This window comes from Streptomyces sp. NPDC048479 (genome assembly GCF_040651435.1).
Classification (GTDB): Bacteria; Actinomycetota; Actinomycetes; order Streptomycetales; family Streptomycetaceae; genus Streptomyces.
Genome location: NZ_JBEZKA010000012.1, coordinates 129,655 through 142,482, shown reverse-complemented (window position 1 = coordinate 142,482; position 12,828 = coordinate 129,655). Strand labels below are relative to the sequence as shown.

At 69.6% G+C, this 12,828-nt stretch carries 16 protein-coding genes and 1 tRNA gene; 14 read left to right on the top strand and 3 right to left on the bottom strand.

Going from position 1 to position 12,828, the window contains the following annotated elements:
* Positions 1 to 16: 16 nt before the first annotated feature.
* Positions 17 to 616, top strand: a complete 600-nt coding sequence (locus tag AB0D12_RS20360) for a LytR C-terminal domain-containing protein (RefSeq protein WP_362684678.1) — start codon at positions 17 to 19, stop codon at positions 614 to 616.
* A gap of 22 nt (positions 617 to 638) precedes the next feature.
* On the opposite strand, the gene upp is transcribed toward AB0D12_RS20360, so the two are convergent.
* Positions 639 to 1,274: a uracil phosphoribosyltransferase gene (gene upp, locus AB0D12_RS20355; protein ID WP_362684444.1), complete on the bottom strand. Its 636-nt coding sequence runs from the start codon at positions 1,272 to 1,274 to the stop codon at positions 639 to 641.
* Between the two features lie 104 nt (positions 1,275 to 1,378).
* Here upp and AB0D12_RS20350 point away from each other — a divergent pair, with 104 nt between their 5' ends.
* The 9 genes from AB0D12_RS20350 (at position 1,379) to AB0D12_RS20310 (ending at position 6,515) form a co-directional block, all read left to right on the top strand.
* Entirely contained in the window at positions 1,379 to 1,576 is a 198-nt protein-coding gene (locus AB0D12_RS20350; protein WP_362684441.1) for a hypothetical protein, read from the top strand.
* A gap of 141 nt (positions 1,577 to 1,717) precedes the next feature.
* Positions 1,718 to 2,257 (top strand): hypothetical protein, encoded by a 540-nt coding sequence (locus AB0D12_RS20345; RefSeq protein ID WP_362684438.1) that lies wholly within the window; start codon positions 1,718 to 1,720, stop codon positions 2,255 to 2,257.
* A 62-nt stretch (positions 2,258 to 2,319) separates the two neighbouring features.
* Positions 2,320 to 2,748, top strand: a complete 429-nt coding sequence (gene tadA / locus AB0D12_RS20340; protein ID WP_327328396.1) for a tRNA adenosine(34) deaminase TadA — start codon at positions 2,320 to 2,322, stop codon at positions 2,746 to 2,748.
* A gap of 58 nt (positions 2,749 to 2,806) precedes the next feature.
* Positions 2,807 to 2,891 (top strand) — tRNA-Ser (locus tag AB0D12_RS20335).
* Between the two features lie 227 nt (positions 2,892 to 3,118).
* On the top strand, positions 3,119 to 3,283 hold the full coding sequence (locus tag AB0D12_RS20330) for a hypothetical protein (protein WP_362684436.1): 165 nt from the start codon (positions 3,119 to 3,121) through the stop codon (positions 3,281 to 3,283).
* Between the two features lie 9 nt (positions 3,284 to 3,292).
* On the top strand, positions 3,293 to 3,586 hold the full coding sequence (locus AB0D12_RS20325) for a Dabb family protein (RefSeq protein WP_362684433.1): 294 nt from the start codon (positions 3,293 to 3,295) through the stop codon (positions 3,584 to 3,586).
* A gap of 176 nt (positions 3,587 to 3,762) precedes the next feature.
* Positions 3,763 to 4,605 carry an RNA polymerase sigma factor SigF gene (locus tag AB0D12_RS20320; RefSeq protein ID WP_362684430.1) on the top strand — a complete coding sequence of 281 codons (843 nt, stop codon included), beginning with the start codon at positions 3,763 to 3,765 and terminating at the stop codon, positions 4,603 to 4,605.
* Between the two features lie 235 nt (positions 4,606 to 4,840).
* Positions 4,841 to 5,695 carry an RNA polymerase sigma factor SigF gene (locus tag AB0D12_RS20315; protein WP_362684427.1) on the top strand — a complete coding sequence of 285 codons (855 nt, stop codon included), beginning with the start codon at positions 4,841 to 4,843 and terminating at the stop codon, positions 5,693 to 5,695.
* Between the two features lie 61 nt (positions 5,696 to 5,756).
* Positions 5,757 to 6,515 carry a hypothetical protein gene (locus AB0D12_RS20310; protein WP_362684424.1) on the top strand — a complete coding sequence of 253 codons (759 nt, stop codon included), beginning with the start codon at positions 5,757 to 5,759 and terminating at the stop codon, positions 6,513 to 6,515.
* Between the two features lie 28 nt (positions 6,516 to 6,543).
* Here the strand turns inward: AB0D12_RS20310 and AB0D12_RS20305 are convergent, their stop codons facing one another.
* The gene (locus AB0D12_RS20305) at positions 6,544 to 6,762 is read right to left on the bottom strand and encodes a hypothetical protein (RefSeq protein ID WP_326651005.1); all 219 of its coding nucleotides are present in this window, start codon (positions 6,760 to 6,762) and stop codon (positions 6,544 to 6,546) included.
* A gap of 200 nt (positions 6,763 to 6,962) precedes the next feature.
* On the opposite strand from AB0D12_RS20305, the gene AB0D12_RS20300 reads away from it, so the two are divergent.
* From AB0D12_RS20300 to AB0D12_RS20285, 4 genes are all read left to right on the top strand, one after another.
* Entirely contained in the window at positions 6,963 to 7,457 is a 495-nt protein-coding gene (locus tag AB0D12_RS20300) for a MarR family winged helix-turn-helix transcriptional regulator (RefSeq protein WP_362684421.1), read from the top strand.
* A 31-nt stretch (positions 7,458 to 7,488) separates the two neighbouring features.
* Positions 7,489 to 9,948: an MFS transporter gene (locus AB0D12_RS20295; protein WP_362684418.1), complete on the top strand. Its 2,460-nt coding sequence runs from the start codon at positions 7,489 to 7,491 to the stop codon at positions 9,946 to 9,948.
* A gap of 166 nt (positions 9,949 to 10,114) precedes the next feature.
* The gene (locus AB0D12_RS20290) at positions 10,115 to 10,933 is read left to right on the top strand and encodes a YceI family protein (protein WP_362684675.1); all 819 of its coding nucleotides are present in this window, start codon (positions 10,115 to 10,117) and stop codon (positions 10,931 to 10,933) included.
* A gap of 17 nt (positions 10,934 to 10,950) precedes the next feature.
* Positions 10,951 to 11,421, top strand: coding sequence for a PPOX class F420-dependent oxidoreductase (locus AB0D12_RS20285; RefSeq protein ID WP_362684415.1), 471 nt, complete (start codon positions 10,951 to 10,953; stop codon positions 11,419 to 11,421).
* 597 nt (positions 11,422 to 12,018) lie between these two features.
* Here AB0D12_RS20285 and AB0D12_RS20280 read toward each other — a convergent pair.
* Positions 12,019 to 12,786 (bottom strand): TetR/AcrR family transcriptional regulator, encoded by a 768-nt coding sequence (locus tag AB0D12_RS20280; protein WP_362684412.1) that lies wholly within the window; start codon positions 12,784 to 12,786, stop codon positions 12,019 to 12,021.
* Between the last annotated feature and the right edge of the window lie 42 nt (positions 12,787 to 12,828).

The window sequence follows — 12,828 nt, the reverse complement described above, 5'->3', positions numbered from 1 at the left end:
GCTCACTCCCCCCGGCATGGGCGGAAAGTACCGCATCACGGGCGACAAGTACCCGCGTATGCGACGCCCCAGCAACCGCCGCAGGATCGTATCGGCGGCCATCGCCGCGGCGGTCGCCCTCGGCCTGGCCGGCTGGGGAACACTGCAGCTCATCGACGTCTTCGCGGGCGACGGCAAGAAGACAACCGCGGGCGGCCGCACGACGGACTGCAAGCCCGCGCCGAGATCCTCCGCCGCGCCCCCGGCGCCCAAGCCGGGCCAGATCACGGTGAACGTCTACAACGCGACCCCGCGCGGCGGCCTCGCCAAGGCGGCGGCCGACGAGCTGAAAAGGCGCGGCTTCGCCATCGGCAAGGTGGGCAACGCCTCTCCGGCGTACGACAAGAAGGTCCCGGGCACCGCAATACTGCTGGGCGCCCCCAACGCGTACGACGGCGCCTTCCGCGTGCTCGGCACCCAGCTCCGGGGCAGCCAGCTGAAGACCGACACCCGCGAGACGGCGGACGTCGACCTGATCCTCGGCACGGCGTTCAAGGCCCTGGACACGAAGAAGGACGCCGACGCGGCTCTGGCCACCCTGGCCAATCCCGCTCCGGCGCCCTCCAGGAAGTGCTGAGGAACCACCCGGCTCCCAGCTCCTAGTCCGCGGTCCCGTACATGCGGTCGCCCGCGTCACCCAGGCCCGGCACGATGTAACCGTGGTCATTGAGCCGCTCGTCGACCGAGGCGGTGACCACGGTGACCGGCGTGCCCGCCAGCTCGCGCTCCATCACCTCGACGCCCTCCGGCGCCGCGAGCAGCACAACCGCGGTCACATCGTCCGCGCCGCGCTTGATCAGCTCCCGGATCGCCGCGACCAGCGTGCCGCCGGTGGCCAGCATCGGGTCGAGCACGTACACCTGGCGGCCCGAGAGGTCCTCGGGCATTCGGGTCGCGTACGTCGACGCCTCCAGGGTCTCCTCATTGCGGATCATCCCGAGGAAGCCCACTTCGGCGGTCGGCAGCAGCCGCACCATGCCGTCGAGCATGCCCAGGCCGGCCCGCAGGATCGGCACCACCAGCGGGCGCGGGTACGAGAGCTTCACGCCCGTCGTCCTGGTCACCGGGGTCTCGATGTCGACCTGCTCGGTGCGCACGTCCCTGGTGGCCTCGTACGCGAGCAGGGTGACCAGCTCGTCGGCGAGGCGCCGGAAGGTCGGGGAGTCGGTGCGCTTGTCGCGCAGCGTGGTGAGTTTGTGCGCCACCAGCGGGTGGTCGACGACATGGATCCGCATGCGCACAACAGTATCCGCTCGCTTCAAGCACGGGTCCGGAGGGAAGGTGGAGGGGGTCCCTCCCAGGCCGCAGGGCCTAGGGGGAATACGGACCAAGCCGTGGGGTGGTGTGGCCGGTGCAGGAGCCTGAGCAGGAGCAGCACGACATAGAACCCGAGACTGAAGCGCAGCGCAGGCGGCGACGCGCCCAGTTCCTCCGCGAACTCAACGAGGCCAAGGCACTGCGTGAGCGAGTCCAGCCCAGAAGGGCCCGAGCGGCCCGGATGCGCCAGCAAATGCGCATGCGGACCTTCCGCTGGTAGCCCCTCCTCGTAAGAACTGATGGCCGACGCAACGACGGAAGACCTCTCGCAACGGGCTCGTTTCTGCCACGATTCCGAGTGGGCGGGGCACAAAGCACAGCGCCGCCGGTCGTCACACCTCTGATCAGTGGGAGAGTCACGGTGTACTTCGCCGCACTGCTCGCGCGCACTCAAGACGGGTGGCAAGCGAGCGACACAGAGCTCGACGATGTGGAGACCCTGTCGGATCTGACCGACCTGGCCCGTGATGCCTCGGTGGACGAGGACACGGTGCTCGTCTTCATCGAGCAGGAGGACGCTTGGTTCGGTGTCGTCCGCGTGGAGGGCGAGGAGGATCCTCGTATCTACGTCTCGGACGCGGCCGCGGCCGCACGCTCCTCTTACGGGGAGATCCTCACCAAGGAACTGCTCGGCGGGGACGATGACGACCCCGCCGACGATCTCGACACGCTGGACCTCGACGGCACCGAAGACGGAGAGCCGGAAGAGGACGACGAGGAGGAGGCGGACGGCGAGTCCGGCCCGGCCGGCGAGTTCGTGCCGGCGGGACCGGCCGGCGACCGCGACATCCTCATGGACCTGGGACTGTCGGAGAAGGAGCTGCTGGCGCTGGACACGGACGCGCTGCTGGAGATCGCGGACGCACTGGGCGCTGCCGAGGTTCTGGAGACCGTCCGCTAGTGACAGAACCGGCATCCGGTGGCGCACCGCCCGATCCCGTACGCGAGCCGTGGGAGGCGCCGATGCGCCTTGCCCTGGCAGCGGCGGAACGCGCGGCGCTGTCCGGCGATGTGCCCGTCGGCGCTGTCGTGCTGTCCGCGGACGGCACGGTCCTTGCCACCGGTCACAACGAGCGTGAGGCGACGGGCGACCCGACGGCGCACGCCGAGGTGCTGGCGATCCGCCGGGCCGCCGCGCATTTGGGAGAGTGGCGGCTGACCGGCTGCACGCTCGTCGTCACGCTGGAGCCGTGCACGATGTGCGCGGGCGCGATCGTGCAGTCCCGGGTGGACCGGGTGGTCTACGGCGCACGGGACGAGAAGGCGGGCGCGGCCGGTTCGCTCTGGGACGTCGTACGGGACCGGAGGCTCAACCACCGGCCCGAAGTCATCCTCGGAGTGCTGGAGGCCGAATGCGCCGAACAGCTGACGGGCTTCTTCCGGGACCGGTGAACGACGGGATCCCGGGCGGATTTCAGAGCACGGCCCACCTTGGGCTAAGCTCTCTCCCGGTAGCGTGTCCGAGCGGCCGAAGGAGCTCGCCTCGAAAGCGAGTGTGGCGCAAGTCACCGAGGGTTCAAATCCCTCCGCTACCGCTCTCATCGAAAGGGCCCGACGCAATGCGTCGGGCCCTTTCGCTTGCCCGGAGAGGCGGACAGAGGCACATACAGGCCCGGCCGCAGTCAGGGGCGGCAAAGGGCATCGACACCCCGGCCCTTGGCCTTAAAGGGCTCGGTTAGACTCACGCGACTGCGCGACCGGGGGACAGCAGGGACCGCAGAGGCTGCAGGGACCACAGGCATCGCAGGGGAGGCAGGGGCTGATGGTGCAAACGAAGAAGATCGCTCTCTACGTTGTCGTTGTCTTCATGCTGTACACGATCATCACCTCCCCGGACAGGGCTGCCGACATGGTCCAGATAGGCTTCGAGGGCATTTCGAGCGCCGCACAGGGCGTCGGACGATTCATGACAGAGCTCGTCAATTAGGAGTGCCCCTTGATCCGCCATCTTGTCCTCTTCAAGCTCAATGAGGGCGTCGATCGCGAGGAGCCGCGGGTGGCCGCCGGCGTGAAGGCCTTCCAGGCGCTCGACGGGGTCGTGCCCGAGCTGGAGTTCTGGGAGTGCGCCTGGAACATCACCGACCGGCCGATCGCCTATGACTTCGCCATCAACTCCGCGGTGTCCGACCGCGAGGCGCTGGCGCGGTATATCGGGCATCCGGCCCATCAGGCTGCCGCCGGACAGTGGCGCGAGTTCGCCACGTGGGTGATCGCCGACTACGAGTTCTGAGCCCCCGGTTTCCCCAGCCCCTCGCCTGTCGGCGGGGGGCCTTTTGAGTTTAGCCCTCAACTTGCCTTCAACACGGCGTTTTCAGGTGCTTGCACACAGTGGACATGTCTTGTGATGCTATGACCGCTTTTGACGGATGAGTTGACCGTAGTTGACCGCAAAGGGGTGGCGTGACCGTGTCGGCCAGTACTGCGCCTCAGGTGCCACCCCAGAACGAGCGGCCCGACGACACCCCGGCCCCCGGAAAACCCCCGAGCCGGGGCGCGGACACCCGGGCCCTGACCCAGGTGCTCTTCGGCCAGCTCAAAGAGCTGAAGCCGGGCACTCCGGAACACTCCCGGGTGCGTGGGGCGCTGATCGAGGCGAATCTGCCGCTTGTGCGCTACGCCGCCGCGCGGTTCCGCTCCCGCAACGAGCCGATGGAGGACGTCGTCCAGGTCGGCACGATCGGGCTCATCAACGCCATCGACCGCTTCGACCCGGACCGCGGTGTGCAGTTCCCGACGTTCGCGATGCCCACCGTGGTCGGCGAGATCAAGCGGTACTTCCGCGACAACGTACGGACCGTCCATGTGCCGCGGCGGCTGCACGAGCTGTGGGTGCAGGTCAACGGCGCCACCGAGGATCTGACGACGGCTCATGGGCGCACCCCGACGACGGCCGAGATCGCCGAGCGGCTGAAGATCGGCGAGGACGAGGTGCTGGCCTGCATCGAGGCCGGGCGCTCGTACCATGCGACCTCCCTGGAGGCTGCCCAGGAGGGCGACGGGCTGCCGGGGCTGCTCGACCGGCTCGGTTACGAGGACCCGGCGCTGGCCGGCGTCGAACACCGCGACCTGGTTCGCCATCTGCTCGTACAACTGCCCGAGCGGGAACAGCGGATCCTCATGCTCCGCTACTACAACAATCTGACGCAGTCGCAGATCAGCCAGGAGCTGGGCGTTTCGCAGATGCATGTGTCAAGGCTGCTTGCCCGAAGCTTTGCCCGACTCAGATCCGCAAACAGGATCGAGGCATAGCTGAAACGGGTAGACCGTTTCAGGGGCATTTTTGGGCTGCCCAAATGCCGCACACCCTCTGCTTCCTGCGCAAATTCACCCGATACATGTCGACATGTCACTACAGCGTGTTGCCGACATGTGACATTCTGCGGGAACCGCGTTTGCCGCAGCTCCGCCTCCGGTATTCAGGTGGAGGCTGCGTTCCTCCGATGGTCGTGGCCGCCGCGACCGTCCGCGACCTCAAGGGGGTGGCATGTCCGTAGAACAGGGCAGCTCGAAGGTGCTCACGCTCACGAAGAGCGCACCCGCACCTGTCGTGCCTGACAGCTCGGAAGTCATCGACACGCGCACTCTGTCCCGCTCCCTGTTCGTGCGGCTGCGCGCGCTGGACTCCGAGGGAACGGGCGACACCCCGGAGCGCACCTATGTGCGCGACACCCTCATCGAGCTCAATCTGCCCCTCGTGCGGTACGCCTCGGCGCGGTTCCGGTCCCGCAACGAGCCGATGGAGGACATCGTCCAGGTCGGCACGATCGGCCTGATCAAGGCGATCGACCGGTTCGACTGCGAACGGGGCGTGGAATTCCCGACGTTCGCGATGCCGACGGTCGTCGGCGAGATCAAGCGCTTCTTCCGCGACACCTCGTGGTCGGTGCGGGTGCCGCGCCGGCTCCAGGAGTTGCGGCTCGCGCTCACCAAGGCCAGCGACGAGCTGGCCCAGAAGCTCGACCGCTCCCCGACCGTTCCCGAACTCGCAGCGGTGCTCGGGGTGTCGGAAGAGGATGTGGTCGACGGTCTCGCCGTCGGCAACGCCTACACCGCCTCCTCGCTGGACTCGCCCTCCCCCGAGGACGACGGCGGCGAGGGCTCGCTCGCCGACCGGCTGGGGTACGAGGACACGGCGCTGGAGGGCGTCGAGTACCGCGAGTCCCTCAAACCCCTGCTCGCCAAACTCCCGCCCCGCGAGCGGCAGATCATCATGCTGCGGTTCTTCGCCAATATGACCCAGTCGCAGATCGGCGAGGAGGTCGGCATCTCGCAGATGCATGTCTCGCGGCTGCTGACCCGTACGCTCGCGCAGCTGCGGGAGGGCCTGATCGCCGACTGACCCCGGACCGAAGCTCGCGGACAGGGTTCCTTATTGACGGTGCGTCAGACACACTGGCGCGATGCGACGACGTCATGGAGCAGCTCTCGCAGCGGTCGCGCTCTGCCTCGGCGGGGCGCTGACCGCGTGCGGGAGCAGTGGTGGCGACGGCTATGTGGCGGTCGGCGCCGCCGGATCCGGGCCCGATGAGGCGCCCACGGCTGCCGTGCCGCCGAAGGGCAAGGTCGTGCTGGTGCCGCTGGACGCTGCCAGGCCGTCCGGTGATGCGGAAGGCAAGACACCGGGCAGGCCCGGAAAGCCGGGCGGGACAGGGACGGCGCCGGGCGGGCAGGAGCTGCCCGCCGTACCGGACAGCGGCGGTACGGGACGTACGAGCGGCGGCACCGGCAGCGCGGGAGATTCCGGCGGCAGCGCCGGCGGCGCGGGAGACTCCGGCGGTACGAGCGGCGGTGGACCCGCCACCCCGCCCCCGCCCGGCACCACCCCGCCGAAGCCCACTCCCACGCCCCCAGGACCCGCCGTGCTCAGCCTCGGCGTCCCGGTTCGCGCAGCCCTGGACGTGCGCTGGTGCGAGAAGGTGGCCGTGGAGTTCCGCAACACCGGCGGCTCACCGGCGGCTTCGGGCACCGTCACCTTCGCGACGCACATCATCGGCGCGCTCGGGATCGACTGGGCGACCATCGAGTCGGCTCAGCCGCTGCCCGCGCCGATCGCCGCGGGAGCGGTGAGAAAGCAGGCGTACACCGTGTGCGTGGACGCCTGGCGGGTGCCGCTGGGCATGCATATCGAGACCCAGGACGTCACCGCCGTATGGAAGTGAGCCGACCCGAGGCGGGCCAGGGCATGCCCTAGCCGAGGGCCAGCCAGGCCACCGCGCCGAGGATCACGACGGCCGCGATGACGCCGACGATCAGCCCGACCCGCGAGGAGGACTGCGCGGCGGGCGCGGCCTGCCGGCCCTGCGGAGCGCCGTCGTCGACGAAGGCGCGGAACATCTGGGTGCTGCCCGCGGGGTCGTAGTTGCCCTCGGGGCCCTGACCTTGGGGAGCATGGGGGTTGTGTGCCATGGGGCAGGACCCTAGCGAACCCGCCTGCCGCGCCCAACCCCGGGCGGGTAGCGCATAACCTCCCCCGGCGAGCCATGACCGGACCCATGCAAAGCCTTTGAGGTTCCTTTACTGCCGCAACCCCGCCTTTAGTTTGCCTGCAGCAACCAACAGCTTCTATGGTTGCCCTAAGCAACAAGATGTGGGAGGGGCGGACTGCCATGGCCGCACACAGTCAGTACGCGGAACTGGCCCGCCAGCTCAGCGCCATCGGTGCCGTGAAACGCGGCCTCACGCGGATACTGCCCGCCGAGTGCCCGTCCGGCTCCGCCGCCGTCCTGACCCTGCTCGATCGGCACGGTGAGATGCGGATGAGCCGGCTCGCCGAGCTCCTCGCCGTCGACATGTCGGTGACCAGCCGCCATGTCGCCCACGCCGCCGAGCGCGGCTGGATCGAACGGCTCCCCGACCCGGGCGACAAACGCTCCCGCATCCTGCGGCTGACCCCCGCGGGCCAGAACATGCTCGGCGAACTCGCCGAACGGACCACGGACATGTTCGCCCGCAACCTCAAGGACTGGTCCGACGACGACGTCGGACAGCTCATCGAGATGCTCGCCCGCCTCCGCGACTCCTTCGGAGACTGCCGGGCGCGCCATCCCGACGAACGACAACAGCAGCAGCACGGCAGCACGACGACCCGCACACCCGCATGACTCGACGTAAAGACGCAAGAAAAGGATGAAAATGGCTACGACCACACCAACCGGTGTGCGGGGCGGCCACGCCAAGCACGGAGGCGGCCACGCCTCCGACGGCAGCGCGCCGATGACACACCGGCAGATCATGGAGGCGTTGTCCGGGCTGCTGCTCGGCATGTTCGTCGCCATCCTGTCGTCGACGATCGTCTCCAACGCCCTGCCGGAGATCATCACCGACCTCGACGGCGGCCAGAGCGCGTACACCTGGGTGGTGACGGCCTCGCTGCTGGCGATGACCGCGACCACGCCGCTCTGGGGCAAGCTTTCGGACCTCTTCTCCAAGAAGCTGCTGGTCCAGATAGCCCTCGTCATCTATGTCCTGGGGTCGGTGGTCGCCGGACTCTCGCAGAGCGCGGGCATGCTGATCGCCTGCCGTGTGGTCCAGGGCATCGGCGTCGGCGGTCTCACCGCCCTCGCGCAGATCGTGATGGCCGCGATGATCGCCCCGCGCGAGCGCGGCCGCTACAGCGGCTACCTCGGCGCGACCTTCGCCGTCGCCACCGTCGGCGGCCCGCTGATCGGCGGCGTCATCACCGACACCGAGTGGCTCGGCTGGCGCTGGTGCTTCTACGTCGGCGTGCCGTTCGCGCTCATCGCGCTGATCGTTCTGCAGAAGACCCTGAAGCTCCCGGTCGTGAAGCGCCAGGTCAAGGTCGACTGGTCGGGCGCCTTCCTCATCAGCGCGGCGGTCTCGCTGCTGCTGGTCTGGGTGACCTTCGCCGGCGACAAGTACGACTGGGTCTCCTGGCAGACATACGCCATGGTCGGCGGCTCGGTCGCGCTCGGCGCGCTCTTCCTCCTGGTGGAGGCAAAGGCGAGCGAGCCGATCATCCCGCTGCGGCTGTTCCGTAACCGCACCATCACGCTGGCGTCGCTGGCCTCACTCTTCGTCGGTGTCGCGATGTTCGCGGGCACCGTCTTCTTCAGCCAGTACTTCCAGCTGGCGCGCGACAAGTCGCCGACGATGTCCGGCGTCATGACGATCCCGATGATCGGCGGCCTGTTCATCTCGTCGACCGTCTCGGGCCAGATCATCACCAAGACGGGCCGCTGGAAGGCGTGGCTGGTCATCGGTGGTGTGCTGGTGACGGCCGGCCTCGGGCTGCTCGGCACCATGCGGTACGACACCGAGTACTGGCGCATCGCGGTCTTCATGGCCGTCCTGGGTCTCGGCCTCGGCATGATGATGCAGAACCTGGTGCTCTGCACACAGAACCAGGTGGCCCCGGCGGACCTCGGCTCGGCAAGCTCGGTCGTCACCTTCTTCCGGTCCCTGGGCGGTGCGATCGGTGTCTCGGCGCTGGGCGCGGTCATGGCCAACCGGGTGACGCGCTACGTCAAGGAGGGGCTCACCGAGCTCGGCCCACAGGGCGCGGCGCTCGGCCACGGCGGCACGGGCGGCGGCATCCCCGACCTGGACAAGCTGCCGGGCCCGATCCGTACGGTGGTGGAGACCGCGTACGGGCACGGTGTGGCCGACGTCTTCCTCTACTCTGCGCCGTTCGCGCTGCTCGCCTTCCTGGTGACGCTGTTCATCAAGGAAGTCGCGCTGAAGAGCCACGCGGCGCCGGAGACGGCGGACACGGCGGACACGGCGGACACGGCGGAGACCGTCGCGGCTCCCGAGGCTGAGGACGCTCCCGTCCAGGCCGTCGAGACCATTCCCGTCCCCACTGCGGGCGGCACGGCGGTATGTGGTGTGGTGCGCGGAAACGAGGGCGTGCCGGTTCCTCAGGCAGCGGTCACGCTGATCTCGCCGACCGGACGGCAGCTCGGCCGCGCGGTCGCCCAGCCGGACGGAAGCTATGCGCTGGATGCTCCGGGCGCCGGTTCGTACGTACTGATCGCCTCCGCCGACGGCTTCCAGCCGCAGGCGTCCACGGTGGTCGTCGGCGACGAGACGCTGGTCTACGACATCCTCCTCTCCGGCACGAGCGGTCTGACCGGGACCGTGCGGGCCGCCGAGGGCGGTGCGCCGATCGAGGGCGCGATGGTGATCGTCACCGATGTGCGCGGCGATGTGCTGGCCACCGGGAAGAGCGCGGAGCAGGGCGAGTTCGCCTTCGGTGAGCTGGTACCCGGCTCGGTGACCGTCGCGGTGAACGCCGACGGCTATCGGCCGCTGGCACTGCCGGTGGACATCGGCGGCCAGGGCGTGACCCGTATCGAGGCGGCCCTGCAGGCCGGAGCCCTGGTCCAGGGCGCCGTCCGCGGCGGAGCCGACCGGCGTCCGCTGGCCGACGCCCGGGTGACCCTGGTGAACGCCGCGGGGAATGTGGTCGCCACCGCGACGACCGGGGACGACGGGGCGTACGCCTTCGCCGACCTGGACGCGGGGGTGTACACGGTCATCGCGACCGGGTACCCGCCGGTGGCCGGCGCGCTGACGGTGGCCGGTCGCGGGGTCGACGGCCACGACATCGAACTCGCCCACCCCGGCGAGTAGCTGAGCCCCCGGCCGGGCGCTCGCTCTGTAGCGGAGGCGAGCAGCCGGCCGGTGGAAACGGGCCCCGAAGGCGGGGACGGCGGGCAGGGGACGGCCTGCCGCCCCCGCCCGGGGCCCGATCATTTTCTGCGCATGCGCGGCAAGGAGAGAAAACGGGATGAGCGGCATGGGACTTCGCGCACAAGTGAGGACGCGGGACGGCTGGGCGCTCCAGCACGCGGTCGTGACCGTGACCGACATGACCGGCGCGCAGGTACTGCGGGCGCCGGCGGACGGGGACGGCGCGGTGACCTCCGCGGATCCCCTGGCCCCGGGCCCGTACACGGTAATCGTGACGGCGCTCGGGTACGCCCCGGCCGCCTCGACCGCGCTGGTGACGGCGAGCGGCCGGGCCGAGGTCGGCACGGTGGTACTGGCTCGCCAGGGCGGCGTGGAACTCCCGCCGCCCGGCGCGTGGTCGGTGGACCCGGCGCACTCGTCGGTGGGCGCGGCGGCGCAGCATCTGGGGATCTCCAGCGTGAACGGGCGCTTCACGGAGTTCGGCGGCCTCATCACCATCGCGCCCGAGCTGTCGCAGTCCCGTGTGGAGGCGGTCATCCAGGCGGCGTCCATCGACACGGGCAACGGCCTGCGCGACAAGCACCTGTGCTCCGCGGACTTCCTGGACGTCGAGCGGTACCCCGAGATCACGTACCGCAGCCACGGCCTGACCCCGGCGGGCACGGACCGCTGGACGGTGCACGGCCAACTCTCGCTGCACGGCGTCGCACGCGAAGTCGACCTGGACCTCGCGTACTTGGGCATCGGACCGGACCCGTGGGGCGGGGTGCGGGCGGCCTTCCGCGCGACCACGGAGCTACACCGCGAGGACTTCGCGATGAACTACAACCAGGTGGTGCAGGCGGGCATCTCGGCGATCGGAACGACGCTGAAGGTGGAACTCGCGATCCAGGCGGTCCAGGGCGAGTCGCTCCCGGCGGCCTGAGGATTAGGCTGCGGCGCATGGCACCCAACATCGCCACCAACACCCAGGTGGAGCTCGATCAGTTGCTGGAGTTCGTACGCCCCAGGCACCGGGCGATCCTGCTGACCACCCGCGCCTCGGACGGCACCCCACAGGGATCCCCGCTGACCTGCGGGGTCGACGACGCGGGCCGGATCGTGGTCTCGACCTACCCGGAACGCGCGAAGACGCGGAACGCGAAGCGGAATCCGCGGGTGAGCGTGATCGTCCTGTCGGACGACTGGGACGGGCCGTGGGTCCAGATCGACGGCACGGCGGAGGTGATCGACTCCCCGGAGTCGGTGGAGCCTCTGGTGGAGTACTTCCGGAACATCTCGGGCGAGCACCCGGACTGGGACGAGTATCGCGCCGCGATGGTGAAGCAGGGCAAGTCGATCATCCGGGTGACGCCGGAGCGGTGGGGGCCGATTGCGAAGGGCGGCTTCCCAGCGAGGCTCAGCGGGAGCTGAGGCCAGGGGTGTGACTCCGAGGGCGGTGCCCCCGGCCCCGCCGCTCCCACGGCTCCGCTGCGGGGCACGGGTCTCGGGGTGCGGGGTCTTGTGCGGCGACCGGGGCCGGGGGTGATTCCCCCACCCCGCCCCTTCCCGAAACTGAGGGCTGACGCCCCCCAGACCCCCTGCCGGGGGAAGGGGGTACGTGGGGGCTGACGCCCCCACACCCCCAGCGGGAGCTACGCCAGTTGCCCGGTCATGTGGTGAGCGTGGGCCGGGGACGTTGGTGGAGTCACCCGGTCATGTGGTGAGCGTGGGCCGGGGGCGTTGTCGGTTGCTCTTCGGTGGGTGGTTTCCTCCGGCGGACCGCTGTACCCCCGCGGCGAGCGGTCTTGTCTCGTTCGGGTGGGGAGGTGCCGTGCAGTGTCGCCCCGCAGGGGATTGGCGGCAAAACCGGGGTCACGCACCAAGGCCCTGTACGCCGCCGACCCCGAGAAGTCGGGCCCGGAGGGGCACCGGATCCCGCGCCCGACAAGACCGGACGACCCGGGCCCGGGCAACAGGACCCCGCACCCGGCAGGACCCCGCGCCCCGGGCAACAGGTACCCGCACCCCCTACGCGCGAGCAACCATCGCTTCGATGCCGGCTACCAGCAAGTCCAGCGCAAACCCGAAGTCCCGTTCCCTCATCTCCTCCACCGTGTCCCCGCCCCTCGCCTTCATCAGTTCAGCCGACTCCTCGAACGCCTCCTGCAAACCCGGCTGCTGCCCGATCGCGCCCATGACCTGGTGGAAGTAGTCGTCCTGGCTGATCCCCGCCGTCGCGCAGCGCTGCGCGAAGCGGCCCTCCACCGTGCCGAAGCCGTACACGAACTGGAACACCGCCGAAAGAGCGCCGGTCTGGCCGTGCAGCGGCAGACCCGTGTTGCGTATCACCCGCTGGACCGTCGTGGAGAAGGCCATCGAGTGCGGTCCGATGTTGAGGTACTCACCGATGAGCGGCGACACCCAGGGGTGGGCGACCAGCAGCGACCGATAGCCGCAGGCAAGCCGGCGCAGCTGGTCGCGCCAGTCCGCGCCCGGGTCGTCCGCCGGCGGAAGCGGGAGCTCTCCCATGACCTGGTCGAGCGCCAGCTCCAGCAGATCGTCCTTGGTGTCCACGTACCAGTAGACCGACATCGCGGTGACGTTCAGCTCCGCGGCCAGCCGCCGCATCGAGAGCTTCGCAAGGCCCTCCGAGTCGAGGAGCCGGACCGTAGCTGCGATGATCTTGTCGCGGTCGAGGCCGGCGGGCTGCTCGGCCCTCCGTTTGGGGGTCGCCTTGCCGTCGAGCCACACACTGGTCCGCGCGTGACCCTTCGCGCGGTCGGCCGCACTCACCATCGCGCATCCTCCTCGGTTCTTCCCGGCCGGGGCGGACGAGCC

Excerpts from the sequence above, each read along its gene's own strand:
- AB0D12_RS20360 (WP_362684678.1), top strand. The coding sequence starts at position 17 with ATGGGCGGAAAGTACCGCATCACGGGCGACAAGTACCCGCGTATGCGA.
- upp (WP_362684444.1), bottom strand. The coding sequence starts at position 1,274 with ATGCGGATCCATGTCGTCGACCACCCGCTGGTGGCGCACAAACTCACC.
- tadA (WP_327328396.1), top strand. The coding sequence starts at position 2,320 with ATGCGCCTTGCCCTGGCAGCGGCGGAACGCGCGGCGCTGTCCGGCGAT.
- AB0D12_RS20330 (WP_362684436.1), top strand. The coding sequence starts at position 3,119 with ATGGTGCAAACGAAGAAGATCGCTCTCTACGTTGTCGTTGTCTTCATG.
- AB0D12_RS20315 (WP_362684427.1), top strand. The coding sequence starts at position 4,841 with ATGTCCGTAGAACAGGGCAGCTCGAAGGTGCTCACGCTCACGAAGAGC.
- AB0D12_RS20310 (WP_362684424.1), top strand. The coding sequence starts at position 5,757 with ATGCGACGACGTCATGGAGCAGCTCTCGCAGCGGTCGCGCTCTGCCTC.
- AB0D12_RS20305 (WP_326651005.1), bottom strand. The coding sequence starts at position 6,762 with ATGGCACACAACCCCCATGCTCCCCAAGGTCAGGGCCCCGAGGGCAAC.
- AB0D12_RS20300 (WP_362684421.1), top strand. The coding sequence starts at position 6,963 with ATGGCCGCACACAGTCAGTACGCGGAACTGGCCCGCCAGCTCAGCGCC.
- AB0D12_RS20295 (WP_362684418.1), top strand. The coding sequence starts at position 7,489 with ATGGCTACGACCACACCAACCGGTGTGCGGGGCGGCCACGCCAAGCAC.
- AB0D12_RS20290 (WP_362684675.1), top strand. The coding sequence starts at position 10,115 with ATGGGACTTCGCGCACAAGTGAGGACGCGGGACGGCTGGGCGCTCCAG.
- AB0D12_RS20285 (WP_362684415.1), top strand. The coding sequence starts at position 10,951 with ATGGCACCCAACATCGCCACCAACACCCAGGTGGAGCTCGATCAGTTG.
- AB0D12_RS20280 (WP_362684412.1), bottom strand. The coding sequence starts at position 12,786 with ATGGTGAGTGCGGCCGACCGCGCGAAGGGTCACGCGCGGACCAGTGTG.